Below are 21,357 nucleotides of genomic sequence, written 5' to 3'. Positions count from 1 at the left end.
GCTGTAGAATGCGCGCCTCGGTTGAGACGAAAGATCTTAACCAACCGCTCTTTAACAACTGAATCAAGCAATTCGTGTGGGTGCTTGTGGAGTCAGACTGATAGTCAACAAGATTATCAGCATCACAAGTTACTCCGCGAGAAATCAAAGATGTAACCAACGATTGCTGAGCCAAGTTTAGGGTTTCTTAAAAACCCAAAGATGTTTGAACTGAAGAGTTTGATCATGGCTCAGATTGAACGCTGGCGGCAGGCCTAACACATGCAAGTCGAGCGGATGAGAGGAGCTTGCTCCTGGATTCAGCGGCGGACGGGTGAGTAATGCCTAGGAATCTGCCTGGTAGTGGGGGACAACGTTTCGAAAGGAACGCTAATACCGCATACGTCCTACGGGAGAAAGCAGGGGACCTTCGGGCCTTGCGCTATCAGATGAGCCTAGGTCGGATTAGCTAGTTGGTGAGGTAATGGCTCACCAAGGCGACGATCCGTAACTGGTCTGAGAGGATGATCAGTCACACTGGAACTGAGACACGGTCCAGACTCCTACGGGAGGCAGCAGTGGGGAATATTGGACAATGGGCGAAAGCCTGATCCAGCCATGCCGCGTGTGTGAAGAAGGTCTTCGGATTGTAAAGCACTTTAAGTTGGGAGGAAGGGTTGTAGATTAATACTCTGCAATTTTGACGTTACCGACAGAATAAGCACCGGCTAACTCTGTGCCAGCAGCCGCGGTAATACAGAGGGTGCAAGCGTTAATCGGAATTACTGGGCGTAAAGCGCGCGTAGGTGGTTCGTTAAGTTGGATGTGAAATCCCCGGGCTCAACCTGGGAACTGCATTCAAAACTGTCGAGCTAGAGTATGGTAGAGGGTGGTGGAATTTCCTGTGTAGCGGTGAAATGCGTAGATATAGGAAGGAACACCAGTGGCGAAGGCGACCACCTGGACTGATACTGACACTGAGGTGCGAAAGCGTGGGGAGCAAACAGGATTAGATACCCTGGTAGTCCACGCCGTAAACGATGTCAACTAGCCGTTGGGAGCCTTGAGCTCTTAGTGGCGCAGCTAACGCATTAAGTTGACCGCCTGGGGAGTACGGCCGCAAGGTTAAAACTCAAATGAATTGACGGGGGCCCGCACAAGCGGTGGAGCATGTGGTTTAATTCGAAGCAACGCGAAGAACCTTACCAGGCCTTGACATCCAATGAACTTTCCAGAGATGGATTGGTGCCTTCGGGAACATTGAGACAGGTGCTGCATGGCTGTCGTCAGCTCGTGTCGTGAGATGTTGGGTTAAGTCCCGTAACGAGCGCAACCCTTGTCCTTAGTTACCAGCACGTTATGGTGGGCACTCTAAGGAGACTGCCGGTGACAAACCGGAGGAAGGTGGGGATGACGTCAAGTCATCATGGCCCTTACGGCCTGGGCTACACACGTGCTACAATGGTCGGTACAAAGGGTTGCCAAGCCGCGAGGTGGAGCTAATCCCATAAAACCGATCGTAGTCCGGATCGCAGTCTGCAACTCGACTGCGTGAAGTCGGAATCGCTAGTAATCGTGAATCAGAATGTCACGGTGAATACGTTCCCGGGCCTTGTACACACCGCCCGTCACACCATGGGAGTGGGTTGCACCAGAAGTAGCTAGTCTAACCTTCGGGAGGACGGTTACCACGGTGTGATTCATGACTGGGGTGAAGTCGTAACAAGGTAGCCGTAGGGGAACCTGCGGCTGGATCACCTCCTTAATCGACGACATCAGCTGCTCCATAAGTTCCCACACGAATTGCTTGATTCATTGAAGAAGACGATAGAAGCAGCTTTAAGCTCCAAGCTGATAGCTCCAAGCTAACAGTTACGCGCTCGAAATTGGGTCTGTAGCTCAGTTGGTTAGAGCGCACCCCTGATAAGGGTGAGGTCGGCAGTTCGAATCTGCCCAGACCCACCAATTTTGTTATGGGGCCATAGCTCAGCTGGGAGAGCGCCTGCCTTGCACGCAGGAGGTCAGCGGTTCGATCCCGCTTGGCTCCACCATATAACTGCTTCTGAAAGCTTAGAAATGAGTATTCCATTGAGAATATTGATTTCTAGTCTTTTGATTAGATCGTTCTTTAAAAATTTGGGTATGTGATAGAAAGATAGACTGAACGTTACTTTCACTGGTAACGGATCAGGCTAAGGTAAAATTTGTGAGTTCTCTTAGTTGAGAAATTCGAATTTTCGGCGAATGTCGTCTTCACAGTATAACCAGATTGCTTGGGGTTATATGGTCAAGTGAAGAAGCGCATACGGTGGATGCCTTGGCAGTCAGAGGCGATGAAAGACGTGGTAGCCTGCGAAAAGCTTCGGGGAGTCGGCAAACAGACTTTGATCCGGAGATGTCTGAATGGGGGAACCCAGCCATCATAAGATGGTTATCTTGTACTGAATACATAGGTGCAAGAGGCGAACCAGGGGAACTGAAACATCTAAGTACCCTGAGGAAAAGAAATCAACCGAGATTCCCTTAGTAGTGGCGAGCGAACGGGGACTAGCCCTTAAGTGGCTTTGAGATTAGCGGAACGCTCTGGAAAGTGCGGCCATAGTGGGTGATAGCCCTGTACGCGAAAATCTCTTAGTCATGAAATCGAGTAGGACGGAGCACGAGAAACTTTGTCTGAATATGGGGGGACCATCCTCCAAGGCTAAATACTACTGACTGACCGATAGTGAACTAGTACCGTGAGGGAAAGGCGAAAAGAACCCCGGAGAGGGGAGTGAAATAGATCCTGAAACCGTATGCGTACAAGCAGTGGGAGCCCACTTTGTTGGGTGACTGCGTACCTTTTGTATAATGGGTCAGCGACTTATTTTCAGTGGCGAGCTTAACCGAATAGGGGAGGCGTAGCGAAAGCGAGTCTTAATAGGGCGTCTAGTCGCTGGGAATAGACCCGAAACCGGGCGATCTATCCATGGGCAGGTTGAAGGTTGGGTAACACTAACTGGAGGACCGAACCGACTACCGTTGAAAAGTTAGCGGATGACCTGTGGATCGGAGTGAAAGGCTAATCAAGCTCGGAGATAGCTGGTTCTCCTCGAAAGCTATTTAGGTAGCGCCTCATGTATCACTGTAGGGGGTAGAGCACTGTTTCGGCTAGGGGGTCATCCCGACTTACCAAACCGATGCAAACTCCGAATACCTACAAGTGCCGAGCATGGGAGACACACGGCGGGTGCTAACGTCCGTCGTGAAAAGGGAAACAACCCAGACCGTCAGCTAAGGTCCCAAAGTTATGGTTAAGTGGGAAACGATGTGGGAAGGCTTAGACAGCTAGGAGGTTGGCTTAGAAGCAGCCACCCTTTAAAGAAAGCGTAATAGCTCACTAGTCGAGTCGGCCTGCGCGGAAGATGTAACGGGGCTCAAACCATACACCGAAGCTACGGGTATCATCTTCGGATGATGCGGTAGAGGAGCGTTCTGTAAGCCTGTGAAGGTGAGTTGAGAAGCTTGCTGGAGGTATCAGAAGTGCGAATGCTGACATGAGTAACGACAATGGGTGTGAAAAACACCCACGCCGAAAGACCAAGGTTTCCTGCGCAACGTTAATCGACGCAGGGTTAGTCGGTCCCTAAGGCGAGGCTGAAAAGCGTAGTCGATGGAAAACAGGTTAATATTCCTGTACTTCTGGTTATTGCGATGGAGGGACGGAGAAGGCTAGGCCAGCTTGGCGTTGGTTGTCCAAGTTTAAGGTGGTAGGCTGAGATCTTAGGTAAATCCGGGATCTTAAGGCCGAGAGCTGATGACGAGTGTTCTTTTAGAACACGAAGTGGTTGATGCCATGCTTCCAAGAAAAGCTTCTAAGCTTCAGGTAACCAGGAACCGTACCCCAAACCGACACAGGTGGTTGGGTAGAGAATACCAAGGCGCTTGAGAGAACTCGGGTGAAGGAACTAGGCAAAATGGCACCGTAACTTCGGGAGAAGGTGCGCCGGTGAGGGTGAAGGACTTGCTCCGTAAGCTCATGCCGGTCGAAGATACCAGGCCGCTGCGACTGTTTATTAAAAACACAGCACTCTGCAAACACGAAAGTGGACGTATAGGGTGTGACGCCTGCCCGGTGCCGGAAGGTTAATTGATGGGGTTAGCTAACGCGAAGCTCTTGATCGAAGCCCCGGTAAACGGCGGCCGTAACTATAACGGTCCTAAGGTAGCGAAATTCCTTGTCGGGTAAGTTCCGACCTGCACGAATGGCGTAACGATGGCGGCGCTGTCTCCACCCGAGACTCAGTGAAATTGAAATCGCTGTGAAGATGCAGTGTATCCGCGGCTAGACGGAAAGACCCCGTGAACCTTTACTATAGCTTTGCACTGGACTTTGAATTTGCTTGTGTAGGATAGGTGGGAGGCTTTGAAGCGTGGACGCCAGTTCGCGTGGAGCCATCCTTGAAATACCACCCTGGCAACTTTGAGGTTCTAACTCAGGTCCGTTATCCGGATCGAGGACAGTGTATGGTGGGTAGTTTGACTGGGGCGGTCTCCTCCTAAAGAGTAACGGAGGAGTACGAAGGTGCGCTCAGACCGGTCGGAAATCGGTCGTAGAGTATAAAGGCAAAAGCGCGCTTGACTGCGAGACAGACACGTCGAGCAGGTACGAAAGTAGGTCTTAGTGATCCGGTGGTTCTGTATGGAAGGGCCATCGCTCAACGGATAAAAGGTACTCCGGGGATAACAGGCTGATACCGCCCAAGAGTTCATATCGACGGCGGTGTTTGGCACCTCGATGTCGGCTCATCACATCCTGGGGCTGAAGCCGGTCCCAAGGGTATGGCTGTTCGCCATTTAAAGTGGTACGCGAGCTGGGTTTAGAACGTCGTGAGACAGTTCGGTCCCTATCTGCCGTGGACGTTTGAGATTTGAGAGGGGCTGCTCCTAGTACGAGAGGACCGGAGTGGACGAACCTCTGGTGTTCCGGTTGTCACGCCAGTGGCATTGCCGGGTAGCTATGTTCGGGAAAGATAACCGCTGAAAGCATCTAAGCGGGAAACTTGCCTCAAGATGAGATCTCACTGGAACCTTGAGTTCCCTGAAGGGCCGTCGAAGACTACGACGTTGATAGGTTGGGTGTGTAAGCGCTGTGAGGCGTTGAGCTAACCAATACTAATTGCCCGTGAGGCTTGACCATATAACACCCAAGCAATTTGTGAACTCGAGAGAGACCAGATTGCGGTGTGTGAAGACGAAACGAACCGAAAGTTTGATGTTCACAAAACACCGAAAGCTGTCACATACCCAATTTGCTGAAGCGAGGCCCTCTGGTCACGACTCAGTACCCGAATTTCTTGACGACCATAGAGCGTTGGAACCACCTGATCCCATCCCGAACTCAGCAGTGAAACGATGCATCGCCGATGGTAGTGTGGGGTTTCCCCATGTGAGAGTAGGTCATCGTCAAGATTAAATTCCAAAACCCCAATTGCGAAAGCAGTTGGGGTTTTGTTTTAGTAGAAACATCCGTTTTTGCTGGCTTGTTACCGTGTTGACGGGCCAGATACAGAATTTCTTGACGACCATAGAGCGTTGGAACCACCTGATCCCATCCCGAACTCAGCAGTGAAACGATGCATCGCCGATGGTAGTGTGGGGTTTCCCCATGTGAGAGTAGGTCATCGTCAAGATTGAATTCCGAAACCCCTGTCTGCTAACGCAGACAGGGGTTTTGTCATTTCAGCGCCTGCAAAAACCAATCATCAAACTGCTTTGCGTGCCTTGCTGATACGTCGAGCCTGCCATTTTCGCCACCAGATGTAGACGCCAGTCGCTGACAGTCCTGCAATTAAAACACCTAACACCGCGATCATTACCTGCCCGGTCACACCAATGATCCGTCCACCATGTATCGGGAGCTGCAACCGATAAAACTGCTCTCCCAACGTTCCCCGCCCTGCAATCTCCTGCCCTAACAAGCGCCCGTCCGTACCGTGAAAGAACAACCAGGATTTACCATGGGCTTCAGTGTCGTGCTGCCCAAATCCAGCGCCGTAGAAGTTGTACTCAAAGCTGTAATACAACTCCCCGATCGCAGCAGTCAGTCCTAACCTTTTCCCCTCCTGTAGTGCCCTTTCGTACGCTTGCTGATAACTCAACTGCGTCACCCCAAGATCACCAACAGGCATTCGCCCTCGAGCCTCATAGACGCTCGGCTCAATCGGCGAAAACAGCGACACCGCAGGCTTGAACACCTGGCTCGGTAAGTTCATCGCTACGCTGCTGATGGCGATCGGCAACAACAACAGCCACAACCACAATCCCCCCGCACGATGCAGATCGAAGTTCAGCCGGTAGGCATGCCCACCCTTGACCTTCCAGGCCGTCGACCACTTCTTCCAGAATGGCTTTCCTCTCGGTAATGTCAGCCATAGCGCCACAAAACAATCGATCACCCAGGCAACGGCCACCAACCCCATCAGCCACAATCCCCAGTTCCCCGGCAATGTCAGGTTGTAGTGAAACTCAAGGATGAACGGGACAAAATTCTTCCGTTCAAAACAGCACTCCCCCCAATAACGCTGACCCGTCTGCTCAGCGCTCACCGGGTCCAGATAAAACACCTGATTACGTTCGTCGAATGGCTTACCCGTCGCCGGATCATTACGTGGAACTGCCGCCAGTAAAGCGGTATGCCCCGCCTCATGCGGATACTCCATGTACCAGACCTGCAGCTTCGGATGCGCAGATTGCACCGCATCAACCAATTCACCCGGCGGCAGTCTAGAGCCCTGCGCAGAGGCAGCATAAAACTCCGGGTTCAACCATTCATCCAACTCATGGTTGAACGCCAGAATGCTTCCAGTAATCCCGGCCAACAGCAAAAACACTGCGGTAGCCAAACCGATATATCGATGCAACAACACCAAAAACGCACGCATTGGAATTTCCCCCCAGAAACGACAAAGCCAGCCCCTGAACATTCAGGGGCTGGCTTTTTTATGCACAGGACCAAAGGCTTAGAACTGGTAGCTGACCGTCGCCGCCACGTTGCGCTCTTCACCCATGTAGCAGAAGTTCAGGCTCGCGCAGGAAGCGACGTAGGACTCGTTGGTCAGGTTGTTCGCATTCAGACGCACATCGACGCCCTTCAAGCCGACCTTGCCCAAGTCATAGCCAATCGAGGCATCGAACAGCGTGTAGGAAGGCACCTTCAGGGTGTTTTCCGCATCGGCCCAGCTGTAGCCGACATAACGCACGCCGCCGCCCAGTCGCAGGCCATCGAGTGCCGCGCTGTCGAACTTGTAGTCCGCCCACAACGACGCCATATGACGTGGCGCTTGCGTCGGTGAGTTGCCTTTGTTCTCAATCACGTCGGTCGGGGTGCTCAACGTACTGACCATCGACTTCGAGTATTCGATATCGGTGAAGGTGTAGCTGCCAAGGACTTTGAGGTTATCGGTCAGCTGCATGTGCGCTTCCAGCTCAAGACCTTGGGAGCGCACAGCACCCACCGCGCGATAGAAGTTTTCCTGCGGCAGTTTGGTCGCCAGGTTCTCCTGATCAATGCGAAACAGCGAGGCGGTGAACAGGTTATCAGTGCCCGGCGGCTGATACTTCAAACCGACTTCCCACTGTGTGCCGTCGGTAGGTGCCAGCGGATTACCGGCGCTGTCGGCATAGGAGTTCGGGTTGAACGACTCCGAGTAACTGATGTACGGCGCCAAGCCGTTATCAAACAGGTACAACGCACCGGCACGGCCAGTGAGCTTGGTGCGGCGATCATTGATCTCTGTGCCAACCGGACGTCCGGCTTCAGCGATACGGTTTTCGTCCGAAGTCTCGACCCAGTCCTGGCGCAGACCCAGCGAGAAACGCCACTTGTCCATCTCGATCAAGTCTTGCAGGTAAACCCCGGTCTGTTCCAGACGGCGCAGGTAACTGGTCTCGCCATACATGTCGATCGCCGAGTTGCCATACACCGGATTGAAAGCATTGATCGGCGTGAGTCCGCCACTGGTCCAGTCGACCACGGTTTTACGCCGCTGATAATCCGCGCCCATCAGCACCGTGTGTTTGGTCGCACCGGTAAAAAATTCCGCCTGGAGCATGTTATCGACGATAAACGCATGCAGACGCTCGTCCCCGCCGGTGTAATAGCGGTTCAGCTCGTTGCTGCTCGGCGAGGTCCAGCCATAGGCGTAGACCTGATCCATGTTCACTTTGGAATCGAGGTAACGGAAGTTCTGGCGTGCGGTGAAGACATCGTTGAAGCGATGTTCGAATTGATACCCGAACGACTGCTGATCGCGCGAGTAACCATCAACGCCTGGCTCACCTTCGAAGAAGTGCGGCGAGATGCGGTTGCCATTGCGCTGATGAATCGTGCCGTCGGCGGGCACACCACCGTGGTAACCGCCATCCGGATCGTGTTGCAGATAAGCCTGCAGGGTCAGCGAAGTGTCTTCACTGAAATCGATACTCAGCGTGGGTGCGAGGGCGAAGCGTTTTTCCTTGTTGTGGTCGAATTGCGTGTCGGACTGATCCGTTAACCCGGTCAGACGATAGGCGATACGCTTGTCGTCATCGACCGGGCCGCTGAAATCAAAACCGACTCCACGCTGACCCTGCGTCCCGACCGTGGCTTGCACCTGATGGTAAGCCTCATAAAGCGGTTTCTTGCTGGTCAGCGCCACCAGGCCGCCGGGCGAACTGCGGCCATACAGCACCGACGACGGTCCCTTGAGAATGTCCACGCGCTCAAGGAAATACGGGTCGACCTGCATGGTGCTGTAAGTACCGCTGTCGCCCATCGACTTGAGGCCATCGAGATAGATGTTGTCCACCGAGCCATCGTTGAAACCGCGCATCGCTACATAGTCATAGCGATGAGTCGCGCCATACGGATTGGTCAGCACGCCCGGGATGTAACGCATTGCCTGCGAGACAGTCTGCGAGCCTTGGTCATCCATTTGCTCGCGAGTGACCACCGATACGCTTTGCGAGGTTTCCAGCAACGCGGTACTGGTCTTGGTGGCGATCTGGCTGTGAGTGGCGTTGTAGCCATCCATGCTGCCCAAAGCGTTGCCGAGGGCGAAGCCTTTGATGTCGGTGGTAGGCAGGGCCAGTGCTTCGGTCTCAGCCAATGGGCGCAGGATGTAACTGCTGCCGTCCTGACTAACCGCTTCCATACCGGAGCCACCGAGCAAATGGCTCAACGCCTGATCGGTCGAATATTCACCCTGTACGCCCAGCGATTGCCGGCCCTGAGTTTGCTGCGGGGTCATCGACAACGTGATGCCAGCCTGACGGGCAAACTGATTCAGCGCCTCACCGAGAGGGCCCGCAGCCACGTTGTAGCGGTGGCTGACTTCACTGCCAGCGGGAGCCGCCGCCATGCTTATTGCAGGCATCACACCAACGCCCAATGCAGTCGAAAACAGCGCCGCTCGAACGGCGTGGCGCAACAGGCCAGATTCGGCAATGAAATTCAGAGAGTTCTTACAGGTGGCGCGGACAGTCATTGTAGGTTTCCGTAGGCAGTCGCGAAGGCTGAGTTGAAGTGCTTACTGACTAAGCCGGACTTGCTGCAAAAACCCGCCAAAAAAATTTCAGACCGCACGTTCCAGAGTCACCCACCAGCGCGTGCGATAGCGCAATTGCACCGGCAACGTCTGCGGCAGAATCGCCAGCAGTTTGTCGGTGTCTTCCAGACGGAATACGCCGGACAGACGCAGCTCCGCCACTTGCGGCGCACAGTTCAGAAAGCCCTGCCGATAACGCGCGACTTCGGCGAGAAAGTCACCCAGACGCATATTGCGTGTGACGATCAAGCCATCGATCCAGGCGCCAGCGTCCATGTCCAGCGTCGGGGCCGGGCGGACCTGGTGATGGTCGATCAGATAACTCTGCCCGGCGAGTGCTTCTACCGAGGTGCCGCCGGAGTGGATGGCAACCTGGCCATGGGTGACGCTGAGCCGCGTGCAGTCATTGTCCTGACGCAGGATGAATCGGGCATCGACGGGCTCATAAGTCCCGTGACGATTTTGTACCCGCAGCGGCCGATCAGTCGGCGCGCCCTCGTCGGAGCCACCACACGTGACAATGATCTCGCCGCGAGTCAGTTTGATCAGGCGCTGTTGCGCCGTGTAATCCAGATCCACCGCGCTGGCCGTGTTCAACTCGATCCGGGTACCGTCCGGCAACTGGAAGGCGCGCCGCTCGCCCGTCGCCGTAGCGTAATCGGCGCTCCATTGCTGCCACGCGGCAGTGTCCTTGGCCAGCCAGGCGGCGGAACCCATCAGCAATGCGCCAGACAACAGCTTCAAAGCCTGCCGACGGCCAAGGCCTTGGGCACTGTTTTCCAAAGTATTGAACGCCACCTGCGCACCGGGTACTGCACGCAGATTGTTGCTCAATTCGGCTTGCAGCGACTGCACGCGTTGCCAGGCCAGTTCATGCTCGTGGTGTTCGGCACGCCATTGCTCACACTGGCGATTCAACCGCGAATTGCCATGGTTATTGCGCAAGCGCAACAGCCAATGGATGGCTTGTTTGACCACGTGTTGCTGTGGCTCGGCACGGCGACCGAGTGCGGTGTGATCTACAGGCATCAGCTTTCGTACCGCAGCACGTAGCAGTGATACAGCGCATCGGCGACGTAACGCTCAACTGAGCGCAACGACAGGCCCATCTGCTCGGCAATCTGCTTGTGGGTCAAACCTTCGCACTGCGCCAGCAGAAAGGCCTGACGCACTTTCGGCTTCAGTCCTTCAAGCATGCGCGCGATGTTTTCCAGCAGTTCGATCACCAGCGCCCGGGCTTCGGCACTAGGCGTCTCGGCTTCGGGCAAATGAGCAATGGTTTCCAGATAGGCCCGTTCGATTTCTTCGCGACGCCAATGGTCGATCACCAGCCCGCGAGCGATGGTCCGCAGGAAAGCGCGCGGCGCCTTGAGTTCGAGGCGTTCGGTGCGTTGCAGCAGACGCAGGAAAGTGTCCTGCGCGAGATCTGCCGCATCCGCCGCATTGCCCAGCCGTGCGCGCAGCCAAGCGTTAAGCCAGCCGTGATGACTACTGTAAAGCGCCTGTACTGCAAACTCAGGTGAGGACATGAACGCGGACGTCACAAATGATAATTAGTCGCATTGTCATGAAGGGTTACGGAATTTGCAACCGTCGCTCGAACATTGCTCCTGGAAAACACCTGGTTGAAAGCTCTGGCACGCCGTTCGGCGGGAATCCGGCAGAAATACCATCCATTTCCCGCTCAACCCTAAGATTTCTCCGACACGTGCCGACAGACTGGTGAGACATGCGTGCACCAAAGTAGAGCGGCCAGAAGAACGCTGCCTGCGCTGTACATGGAATGTTGCATCCGGAACGCATCCCCACTTTTCGCATAAGAAGTCCCATGAAATGAATCTCAAGTTCAGCCATAAAATCCTGTTGGCCGCCTCGGGCGTCGTGGTCCTGGCGTTCGCGCTGTTCACCCTCTACAACGACTACCTGCAGCGAAACACCATTCGCCAGAACCTCCAGTCCTCCGTACAGCAGGCCGGTGATCTGACCGCCAGCAGCGTGCAGAACTGGATGAGCGGGCGGATTCTGGTGCTGGAAAACCTCGCGCAGAATGTTGCGCATCAGGGCAAGGACGCGGATTTCCCGGGTCTGGTCGATCAACCGGCCTTCACCTCGAATTTCCAGTTCACCTACGTCGGTCAGGCCAACGGTGTGTTCACCCAGCGTCCTGACGCGAAGATGCCTGACGGCTATGACCCGCGTCAGCGCCCTTGGTACAAGCAAGCCGTGGTAGCTGACAAAACCATGCTGACGCCGCCGTACATGGCTGCTGTCGGCGGGCTGGTGGTGACCATTGCCATGCCGGTGAAAAAGAACGGCGAACTGCTCGGTGTGGTCGGTGGTGACCTGAGCCTGGAAACCCTGGTGAAGATCATCAACTCGGTGGACTTCGGTGGCCTGGGCCATGCGTTTCTGGTCAGCGCCGACGGTCAGGTGATCGTCAGCCCGGACAAAGACCAGGTCATGAAAAACCTGAAAGACATTTACCCGAACACCAGCGTGCGCATCGAAAAGGGCAACCAGAACGTCGTGCTTAACGGTCAGGAACGTATTCTGTCGTTCACTCCGGTCAGCGACCTGCCGAATGCGCAGTGGTACATCGGTCTGTCGATCGATCGCGACAAGGCCTACGCCGCACTGAGCCAATTCCGCACTTCGGCGTTGATCGCGATGTTTGTCGCCGTGGCCGCGATTGCCTTGCTGCTGAGCCTGTTGATCAACGTTCTGATGCGTCCGCTGACCACCATGGGCCGCGCGATGCAGGACATTGCTCAGGGCGAAGGCGACCTGACCCGTCGTCTGGTGGTTGAGAGCAAGGACGAATTCGGTGAGTTGGGCAGTGCGTTCAACCAGTTCGTTGAACGGATTCACGCGTCGATTTCCGAAGTGTCCTCGGCAACCCGTCATGTGCACGATTTGTCGCAACGGGTGATGGCGTCGTCCAACGCCTCGATCATCGGCTCCGACGAGCAAAGTGCACGCACCAACAGCGTCGCTGCGGCGATCAACGAACTGGGCGCTGCTACTCAGGAAATCGCCCGCAACGCTGCCGATGCTTCGCAACACGCCAGCGGCGCCAGCGAGCAGGCCGATGACGGTCGTCAGGTGGTCGAGCAGACGATTCAGGCAATGACCGAGCTGTCGCAGAAGATCAGCCTGTCGTGCACGCAGATCGAAACCCTGAACGCCAGCACCGACAACATCGGCCATATCCTCGATGTGATCAAAGGGATTTCGCAGCAGACCAACCTGTTGGCACTCAACGCTGCGATCGAAGCGGCGCGTGCCGGTGAAGCCGGACGTGGTTTTGCGGTGGTGGCGGATGAGGTGCGTAACCTCGCCCATCGCACTCAGGAATCGGCGGAAGAGATCCACAAGATGATCACTTCGCTGCAGATCGGTTCGCGCGAAGCGGTGACCACCATGAACGCTAGTCAGGCCTCCAGCGAGCAAAGCGTGGAAGTGGCCAATCAGGCAGGTTTGCGTCTGGTCAGCGTGACTCAGCGCATTGGTGAAATCGACGGTATGAACCAGTCGGTGGCCGCGGCCACTGAAGAGCAGACCGCCGTGGTGGAAACCCTCAACGTCGACGTTAACCAGATCAACCTTCTGAACCAGCAGAGCGTGGCCAACCTCAACGAGACGTTGAAGGATTGTGATGCGTTGTCGCAGCAGGCTAATCGCCTGAAGCAACTGGTCGACAGTTTCAAAATCTGATTTTCAGATTGAAGACCGCGTTATCGTTCTTCGCGAGCAGGCTCACTCCTACAAATTAAATCGGGTTCCATCTGAAGGAACCCGATCAACTGTAGGAGTGAGCCTGCTCGCGATAGCGGTCTAGAACTCACCGCCGAACTCAGGCCTTAAACAAACAGCCTCAGCACATTCCCCATCGCATCATCCGCAAACCCCTGCACAAACTCCTTGAACCCCGGCAGCGCCTCTTCACCCCCCGAAGCAGGCTCGGCAATGATCGTCCACGTCGCCCGGGATTTGCTTGCGCCCAGCGATTGCACATTCATCGCCGCCCACAGATTCGCCACGCCCAAGGTGTTGTAAATCGTCGTCCAGGTCATGCTTCGTGCGTGTTCATCGCGGGAGTTCAGTTGCTCAACCACCACGTTGCCATCCTTGAAGCATTTCTTGCGCAGCGAGGACACGCCCTCGCCGATAGTTTCTATGTGCGACAGCGCCGGAATGAAACGGTCGAAACCGCCGAAGTGGCCGACCACCGCCCAGACTTGCGCCGCGTCCGCCGGCACTTCTACCGAAGAGACAACGTGGCAGCCGTGCGGATTTTTGATCAGAGTGTCGGGTTGCAGAGTGCTCATGGTGTTGCTCCTTTTTTGTGGCTTCAGATGAAGTTGATTTCTTTCAGGTAATCGCAGCCGCGACGCAGCAGCGCTGGGGACTTCTGTGGGTAGTGCGCGCCCATCTGCTGCACGCCGGCCTCGGCGTTGGCGTGGCCGATCAGGGAAATGTCGCCGATGTCTTCTTCAAAGCCGTTGAGGTAGAAACCGAGCACGCCGAACAGCGCGTTGGCGGCGTCTACCCGGCCCAGTTGCTGCTGCCAGTCGGCGACGCTGACCAATGCGAACTCGCTGCCGGTTTCGCGGAACGAAGCAACGTAGGCGTCCCAGCTCAAAGGCTCGGGGTTGTGCAGGTTGAACACCGCGCGGTCGGGCGAATAACGGCTGGCGTGGAAGGCGATGAAACGGGCGAGAAAGTCCACCGGCATCAGGTCAAAATTAAGCGCGAAGGCCGGCACCTGGCCGAGCTGGATCGAGCCTTTGAGCATCAGCATCAAGCGGTTTTTGTGCGGCTGACAAACGCCGCTCAAGCTGTTGAAACTGATGTTGCCGGGGCGATACAGATTGACGCTCACACCACGCTCCCGCGCCCGTTCGAGGATGCGTTCGCCGACCCATTTCGACAGGTTGTAGCCGTTGCGAATGTAGATCGGTGGCGTCAGCGCGGCGGGCAGTTCCAGCACCCGTCCCGCATCATCGACCGTGCTTGAGGCCGACAGCGTCGAGACGAAGTTGAAGACCTTTTTGCTTTGCCCTTCGCACAAGCGCAGCAGGGCGAAAATCGGCTCGACGTTGTCCGCCGCCAGCGACTCGTAATCGAGCACGTGATTGACGTTGGCGGCGTTGTGCACCAGTGCGCCGAACTCGCGATCAAGGCGCTGATAATCTTCGTCGTTCATGCCCAGTTGCGGGCGCGAAATATCTGCCGCGTAAACCCGCACACGACGCAGATCCAGATGCTCCAGACGGTTTTCCCGCAGTGCCTCGGCAAACCGTTGCACCGCCGTTTTTCCGCCGCCATCACGCACCAGACACGCCACTTCGCTGGCGCCCCAACCGAGTAGCGCCTCGACGATGTGCACACCGACAAAACTGTTGGCGCCGGTGACGATGACCTTGTGCACATCGCCCATGCGGCTGATCGGCAGCGGTTCGATGTCCAGCGCACGCTCGGCGTCAGCCATGGCCTGGGCGCTGAGCACCGCGTTGTCATCGGTGCCGCGCACCAGTGTGGCGAGTTTGATGATGGTCGGCAGTTCGATGAAGCGATTGATCGAGATGCTGCGGCCGAACTCCTCACGCAAACGCAGCAACATGCGCGACAGCAAAATCGAGTGACCACCGAGATTGAAGAAGCTTTCGTCGGTGGAAATATCGCTGTTCGGCAACTCCAGCAATTCCGCCCAGATCTCCAGCAACAGTGCTTCATCGGCATTCGCCGGCAGGCATTTCGGCCCGCTGTCCTGCACGTTCACCGGCAGTTCCAGCAGCGCTTTGCGGTCGACCTTGCCGTTGCTGGCGAACGGCATGCTCGGCAGCTCGGTCCACGCCACGGGTTGCATGTAGTCCGGCAAAAACTGTCGGGCGTGAGCCTTCAGTGCTTCGCGCGCGGTGTCTGATTGCGGCTGGGCGAGGAAGGCCAGAATGCGCCGCTGACTGTCGATCACCACCGCCACTTGCCGGTACAACTGGCTCTCGCGCAGGCAGCGCTCGATCTCTTCCGGCTCGACCCGAAAGCCGCGAATCTTCACTTGGTTATCGCGACGTCCGCATAGCTCGATACCGTGCTCGCCCCACTTGGCCATGTCGCCGCTGCGGTAGGCGCGCAACGTCTGCCCGTCCGGCAGATTCAAGGTCAGATAACGCTCGGCGGTCTGCTGTGGATTGTTCAGATAACCGAGGCAGACGCCGGGGCCGACGATGAACAATTCGCCGACGGTGTTCTGCGGCACCGGTTGCAAATCGTCATCGAGAATCAGCACTTGGCTGTTGGCGATCGGCGCGCCGAGGCTGCGATTGCTGTCACCGGGTATCAGTTGACGCGCAGTGATCAGCACCGTGGCTTCGGTCGGGCCGTAAAGGTTATGCAGCGTGCCCTGACGGGTCAGTTGCTCGATGACGAACGGCTCGCAGACATCGCCGCCGGTCATCACTTGCACGCCTTCCAGTTGCTCCAGCGGCAGGATGCTCAACAGCGCCGGCGGCAGGAACGCATGGGTCAGTTGTCGGCGACGGATCAGCGCGATCAGTTGCAGCGGATCACGCCGTTGGGTGTCGTCGGGCACCACCAGTTCGGCACCTTCGAGCAGGGTCGGAAAGATGTCGATCAGTGACGAATCGAAGCTCAATGATGAGAACTGCAAAACTCGACTTTCTGCCTGCAACTGCACGTAATCGGCGTACCACGTGGTGAAGTGCGCAAGGTTGGCCTGACTGAGCAGCACACCTTTTGGATGGCCAGTGGTGCCCGAGGTGTAAAGCGCCATGCACGGCGCATCGAGCTCTGGGCGTCGGCACATCAGCGGTTGGCTCAGATCCGCGTCTGCGCTGGCGATGTGACTGACATCCAGCCCCGCCATGGTTTCGCCAAGCGGATGCTCGCCATCGTGCAGCAGCAACAACGCGCCGGCGTTTTGCAGAATGTATTGCTGACGCTGCAGCGGATGGCTCGGCTCCAGCGGCAGGTACACCGCGCCGCTGCCGAGGATTGCCAGAATCGAGGCGAACAACGCCGGGCTTTTCGGCAGGCAGATACCGACCACCCACGGCTGCGGGTGTTGCTCAAGCAAGGGCTGCAAGCGCTGTTGGATCGCGCGACTGTGGGCGTGTAATTGCCGATAGCTGATCGATTGTTCGGCGAGATGCAGCGCCGGTCGTTCGGCGTGGTGGATCAGGCTTTGTTGCAGGCGCTCGATTGCCGGAGTCTGCGCCTGTTCCAGCAGCGTCGGATTCGCCGTGTCGTTGAGGTGATGGATGTACGCCAGGCTGTCGAGGAACAGCAGGTCTTCCATCCGCTCGAAATCCGCCGCCGGCACCGACGCGGCCTGCTGAAAATAGTCAGCATTACGAGAGAAGCGGCTGACCAGCAACGTCACCTCGTCGATCACCTGCGTCAGAGCTCGCTGGCGCAGTGACTGACCATTGCCGGACGGCTCATCGGCAATCGGCACGCGGCTGATCAGTGAAGAACCGAGGAAGCACAGCAGATCGAGTGAAGGTAAACCGGCCTTGCTGTGCGCATTGATACCCAAGCGCAGGTGCAGGTGGGGGATTGCGCAGCGATCGCCAGCGCCGATGAAGCCATCGTCGATGATCAAGTCCACCGTCGATGCCGCAACGCCGCTGCGCTGCAATGTGTGGCCGTGTTGTTCAAGCTCCAGCGCCAGGTCGGTCATGGCCTGGCTGGCGCCAATCAGCAAAATGTCGAGACGTTTCATGTCGGCCTCCTTGTCAAACCAGGTAGTCACGCAGGGTGTGCTGCACGCAGGGCGTGTCGAGCAGCGAACTGTTGTGGAAGAACTTGACGATGTTGCCCACCAGCGGATGGTGGCGATTGATCGGGAACGCCAGCCCGGCCATTTCATCCCTGAGCGAACGGCGCGTGGCCTCGCTGACCGGCAGTGCGTCGATCAGGCGCAGGTCGAAGGATTTCTGGATGTCGTTGGTCAGGTAATGGCCGATGAACACCGGCAGAATCTGCGCGATGACCTCGCGATCTGCCGCGCTGGCGGTGTGCCAATAGATACGCACCATCCGCGCCCAGAAACTCGAATGGCGACCCTCGTCGAGCAAGTGGTCGGCCATCAGGCCTTTGATCGATGGCTTGACCGTATCGTCGCGTGCGAACGCGGCGACATCGCCGGTCACGGTGTTTTCGGCGATGGCCACGCAGATCAACTCCACCGCGCTGCGCAGGTGCTCCGGTGCCAGCGCTACAGCCGCAGGAATCGCCCGGCTCAGCTCGATTTCATCGGGCAACTGAATCGGTTCGATACCGGTCATCGCGACCGTTTGCTGCATGAAATCCATCGCCACCAGCGCGTGGTAATCCTCGTCGACCACCACGGTCATCGCGTCGTAACGACAGGCAAACGGGAAGGCCACGGCGAAGCGATTCTTGGCGATGCTGCGCGCAGTCTTGTCGACGATCTCGGTCTCGAAAATCACCACATCGTTGATAAATTTGTACAACGTCTGCACCAAGGCGAAATCGCGCTGCTGCGGACACTCGCGCAAGAAGGTTTCGCTGAGCACCAGCGGCTGACGACTGAGCGGGTAGATCAGGCGTTCATCGTCTTCCAGTACACGACGCGGGCGGGTGCGGATGGTGGCGCGGCTCTCCCAGGCGTCGGCAAAGGATTGATAGTCGGCGGCGTTCATTGGGCCACCTCCGCCAACGGTTCGCGCATGCTCAGGCGTAGGCCGTCCCATAAGGCGATGCGGCTTTCCACGGCAGCGATGGCGCTGGCGTAGACCTCGGCCTCGCGTTGCGGATCGCCGTCGACCAGGCGTTCGAGCAGGTGTTCTGCCGCCGGACCGTGATCCTCGGAGTCGACCTCGATATGCCGCTCCAGGTAATAGCGAAAGGTCGGCGCCTGTTCGATACCGATGCCCCAATCGTCAAGAATGCGCTGGAACATGGTCGGGATTACGCTCTCACGGCCATGTAGAAATGCCGCCGCCACGCTGTGTCCCGGTGCGTGCAGGGCGGTGCGCAAGGTGTCGCGGACAAACTGTGCGGCGGCCGGATCAACCTCGACGCTTTGCAGCGCGACGTCATAGCTCACGCCTTCCTGTTGCAGGGTGACGAAGCGCTCCACGGCCGTGGTGCTCGCGCCGATTTCGCGCATCGCATCCAGGTACAACTCGAAATGGCTGTAATGACCATCCGTCAGGCGATCATCCGATTCTTCGCCCAGAACGATCTCATTGATCAACCGGGCGGCGTGAGGATCGCGCGGCGGTAACCACGGCAATCGGGTACACGTCAGTTCCTGCTGCAGGCGTTTGGTCAGCGACATGAAATCCCACACGGCAAATACGTGTGTTTCCATGAAACGTTGTAACACCGATAACGAAGTGATCTCGGAAAAGATCGGGTGAATGCTAAGTTCGGCTTTCTTCAGGGCGAGTTGGTTCTTATTGGGCATCATGATGTCCTTTATCGTTGATGTTGAATGGAACTGTTCTGGCAGCTATGCAATCAGTTAAATGACGACTTACTTGTTTTCTGTCGACGGACGACAGGCTTCTTTGCTGATAGGTAAGTGCGGATCGATATAACTTTGACATGGCGTCATGTCTGCCCATAAGCCGCTACTGCTGAGCCGACGGCATTGGGCTGATACCGAGGTGAAGGGCGAAGTTCACACTTGGCGAAGAAAAGCTAATACACCGGCTAAGTATTTAACAAGAATATTTTTAATTATTTAAAGTTTGCTGTTTTTTGAAGTTGAGTTGTTCCGATAAAACTTCGTGTTGAAGTTTTATTTGGGCGTAGTTGCTCCTTTCGGCGAATAACGGCCAAAATTGATCGACAAGAGTGAATGCCTCACTCGAAGCAACTTTCCAGTAATAAGAGTTGAATGATTTAAAAGGGGCGGAAGTTGGCCGTGACCCCGCGCCATGACTTCCTTTTTCCCGTGGCAAGGCTCCTTCCGTAGGTTCCTGGTGCGGGGACTGCGCCGTCAGTGCGACGCGTCGCCCGTTCTTTATGGGGTTGGCCGTTCAAGAGTGCGGGTAAATGAGCGCCACGGCTATTACCGATTCGTCACCACCAAGGTGCAAATTTCGGGCTGAACGGCGCAGGGAGGTTAGAGCGGGCACGCGGATCCGCCCACCCGAGGGCTGGCAGATCGCGTGGGGATTTGTAAGAGAGTGATTCGCGGAGGGTGCGCGCTCAGCGTGCGGCTTGGCGGCTTTGTGCGGCGGGGGTGGCGAGATAGCGGGTAATCACGTCAACACCGCGATTGAGGTGCTGTTCAAGGAGTTTGATCGACAGTTCAATGTCACGTTCCTGCACGGCTTGCAGCATCGCCCGGTGATCGTCCTGGGACAATTTGCCCAGACCCATGGCCTCAAGGTTGAAACGCAGAAAGCGCTCTTCTTCGTTGAGGCCGTCTTCGACCAGGCGCAGCAAGCGTTTATTGGGCGCCTTGCTGTACAGGGCCATGTGGAACAAACGGTTGAGCCGGCCGATTTCCGTGTAATCGTGCTGCGCCTCCAGTTCCTCGATGTAACTCGCCGCAAGGGCGTGATCGGCAGAAGTCAGCAGCGGGATCGACTGCCGCATGGCTTCGGATTCGAGCAAGATGCGCAGTTCGTAGGTTTCCGTGGCATCGCCTTGAATCAGGGGCGCAACCACTGCGCCTTTGTGCGCAGTAACGCTGAGCAGTTCCTGGGCTTCGAGCTGGCGCAGGGCTTCGCGCACGGGCATGCGGCTGACGCCGAACAAATCGGCCAGATCCTGCTGGCGCAAGGCAGTGCCGCAGGGCAGACGCCCATCGAGAATCGCCGAGCGCAGTGTTTCTTCGATCACCGACCGGGCCAGATGCGCAGGAATCGGTCCGTCGACTTTAATGCTGTGCAGCGGTTTGGGCTTCTGTGTCACGACTACGCACCCTGTATGTCGGCCTGATTTGGATCCAAATGACACTAGTGATTGCTCTACAGGTTGTCAAACCTTGTAAAACAATGTGCTGGCAGCTGAAGTTTAGCGCGCCGGCGATGATCTCATGGTGCCATTGTTTTTTGCCGGGCTAAGCTTCACCATCAAACGCTTTCCTCCCTGCCCTCTGGAAACCTGCTGTGGCGGTATGTTTCGCGATCCCCCGGACGTTGCGCTGGCTAGGCTGCGCACTGTTGCTGGCCGGCATGATGCTGGGCGGTCTGCATGCCGATTGGGATTTTTCCACGATCAGCCGCAAAGCCACGGCGCTCTACGGGCCGCTGGGTGCCGGGCAGCAGCGCATCGATGCCTGGCAAAATCTGTTGGCCACGCAGAAGCAGGTCAGCGAGATGGAAAAGCTCAAAGTGGTGAACCTGTTCTTCAACAAACAGGTGCGCTACGTCGAGGACATCGATCTGTGGCACGAGGTCGACTATTGGGAAACGCCGATCGAAGCCTTATGGAAAGGCGCCGGCGACTGCGAAGACTACGCGATCGCCAAGTATTTCAGCCTGCGCCACCTCGGGGTTTCCAGTGACAAGCTGCGCATCACCTATGTCAAAGCGTTGCGCCAGAACCGTGCACACATGGTCCTGACTTACTATGCCACCCCCGATGCCATGCCGCTGGTGCTCGACAGCCTGATCGATCCGATTCAGCCGGCATCGCAGCGAACCGATTTGCTGCCGGTCTACTCTTTCAATGCGGAAGGGTTGTACTTGCCGGGCGCCAAGGGCAATAAAAAGGTCGGTGATACCAAACGTCTGTCACGCTGGCAGGATGTGTTGAAGAAAATGCAGGCCGAAGGTTTCCCGGTCGAGACGACTAACTAGGAGCA

Annotated in this window: 11 protein-coding genes, 2 tRNA genes and 4 rRNA genes; 8 read left to right on the top strand and 9 right to left on the bottom strand. The window is 56.5% G+C overall.

Annotated elements, in window-relative coordinates; genetic code table 11:
* Nucleotides 1–207: 207 nt before the first annotated feature.
* The 6 genes from ACOYXE_RS21880 to rrf (ACOYXE_RS21855) all read left to right on the top strand — a co-directional run bounded on the left by ACOYXE_RS21880 (nt 208) and on the right by rrf (ACOYXE_RS21855) (nt 5,651).
* Nucleotides 208–1,744 (top strand): 16S ribosomal RNA (locus ACOYXE_RS21880).
* A gap of 123 nt (nt 1,745–1,867) precedes the next feature.
* Nucleotides 1,868–1,944, top strand: a tRNA-Ile gene (locus ACOYXE_RS21875).
* 10 nt (nt 1,945–1,954) lie between these two features.
* Nucleotides 1,955–2,030, top strand: a tRNA-Ala gene (locus tag ACOYXE_RS21870).
* 234 nt (nt 2,031–2,264) lie between these two features.
* Nucleotides 2,265–5,158 (top strand): 23S ribosomal RNA (locus tag ACOYXE_RS21865).
* 156 nt (nt 5,159–5,314) lie between these two features.
* A 5S ribosomal RNA gene (gene rrf, locus ACOYXE_RS21860) occupies nt 5,315–5,430 on the top strand.
* 105 nt (nt 5,431–5,535) lie between these two features.
* Nucleotides 5,536–5,651: ribosomal RNA gene (gene rrf, locus ACOYXE_RS21855) — 5S ribosomal RNA — on the top strand.
* The 16S, 23S and 5S rRNA genes sit together here with 2 tRNA genes alongside, the layout of an rRNA operon.
* Before the next feature lie 72 nt (nt 5,652–5,723).
* On the opposite strand, the gene ACOYXE_RS21850 is transcribed toward rrf (ACOYXE_RS21855), so the two are convergent.
* The 4 genes from ACOYXE_RS21850 to ACOYXE_RS21835 all read right to left on the bottom strand — a co-directional run bounded on the left by ACOYXE_RS21850 (nt 5,724) and on the right by ACOYXE_RS21835 (nt 11,074).
* Nucleotides 5,724–6,902, bottom strand: coding sequence for a PepSY-associated TM helix domain-containing protein (locus tag ACOYXE_RS21850; RefSeq protein WP_160054586.1), 1,179 nt, complete (start codon nt 6,900–6,902; stop codon nt 5,724–5,726).
* 78 nt (nt 6,903–6,980) lie between these two features.
* Entirely contained in the window at nt 6,981–9,485 is a 2,505-nt protein-coding gene (locus ACOYXE_RS21845) for a TonB-dependent siderophore receptor (RefSeq protein WP_160054588.1), read from the bottom strand.
* An 87-nt stretch (nt 9,486–9,572) separates the two neighbouring features.
* A complete protein-coding gene (locus tag ACOYXE_RS21840) occupies nt 9,573–10,574 on the bottom strand; it encodes a FecR domain-containing protein (RefSeq protein WP_160054590.1) in 1,002 nt (333 codons plus the stop codon).
* A complete protein-coding gene (locus tag ACOYXE_RS21835; protein WP_160054592.1) occupies nt 10,574–11,074 on the bottom strand; it encodes a sigma-70 family RNA polymerase sigma factor in 501 nt (166 codons plus the stop codon). The genes ACOYXE_RS21840 and ACOYXE_RS21835 overlap by 1 nt, the downstream gene beginning before the upstream one ends.
* 304 nt (nt 11,075–11,378) lie before the next feature.
* Between ACOYXE_RS21835 and ACOYXE_RS21830 the strand changes: the two genes are divergently transcribed.
* Entirely contained in the window at nt 11,379–13,259 is a 1,881-nt protein-coding gene (locus ACOYXE_RS21830; RefSeq protein WP_034151784.1) for a methyl-accepting chemotaxis protein, read from the top strand.
* A 146-nt stretch (nt 13,260–13,405) separates the two neighbouring features.
* Here ACOYXE_RS21830 and ACOYXE_RS21825 read toward each other — a convergent pair whose 3' ends face one another.
* The 5 genes from ACOYXE_RS21825 to ACOYXE_RS21805 form a co-directional block, all read right to left on the bottom strand.
* Nucleotides 13,406–13,873 (bottom strand): SRPBCC family protein, encoded by a 468-nt coding sequence (locus tag ACOYXE_RS21825; RefSeq protein WP_460926606.1) that lies wholly within the window; start codon nt 13,871–13,873, stop codon nt 13,406–13,408.
* Between the two features lie 23 nt (nt 13,874–13,896).
* On the bottom strand, nt 13,897–17,289 hold the full coding sequence (locus ACOYXE_RS21820) for a non-ribosomal peptide synthetase (RefSeq protein WP_460926604.1): 3,393 nt from the start codon (nt 17,287–17,289) through the stop codon (nt 13,897–13,899).
* Nucleotides 17,290–17,302: 13 nt separating this feature from the next.
* On the bottom strand, nt 17,303–18,232 hold the full coding sequence (locus ACOYXE_RS21815) for a diiron oxygenase (RefSeq protein WP_160054598.1): 930 nt from the start codon (nt 18,230–18,232) through the stop codon (nt 17,303–17,305).
* Complete coding sequence (locus tag ACOYXE_RS21810) at nt 18,229–19,002, bottom strand: DUF3050 domain-containing protein (protein WP_460926602.1); 774 nt, start codon at nt 19,000–19,002, stop codon at nt 18,229–18,231. Before ACOYXE_RS21810 ends, ACOYXE_RS21815 begins: the two co-directional genes overlap by 4 nt.
* Before the next feature lie 749 nt (nt 19,003–19,751).
* Entirely contained in the window at nt 19,752–20,462 is a 711-nt protein-coding gene (locus tag ACOYXE_RS21805; RefSeq protein WP_160054602.1) for a GntR family transcriptional regulator, read from the bottom strand.
* A gap of 197 nt (nt 20,463–20,659) precedes the next feature.
* Between ACOYXE_RS21805 and lapG the strand changes: the two genes are divergently transcribed.
* Complete coding sequence (gene lapG, locus ACOYXE_RS21800) at nt 20,660–21,352, top strand: cysteine protease LapG (RefSeq protein WP_160054604.1); 693 nt, start codon at nt 20,660–20,662, stop codon at nt 21,350–21,352.
* Nucleotides 21,353–21,357 lie beyond the last annotated feature (5 nt).

The organism is Pseudomonas sp. MC6 (assembly GCF_054790575.1).
The sequence above is the reverse complement of the archived record's forward strand: the minus strand, read 5'-3'. Positions and strand labels throughout refer to the sequence as shown.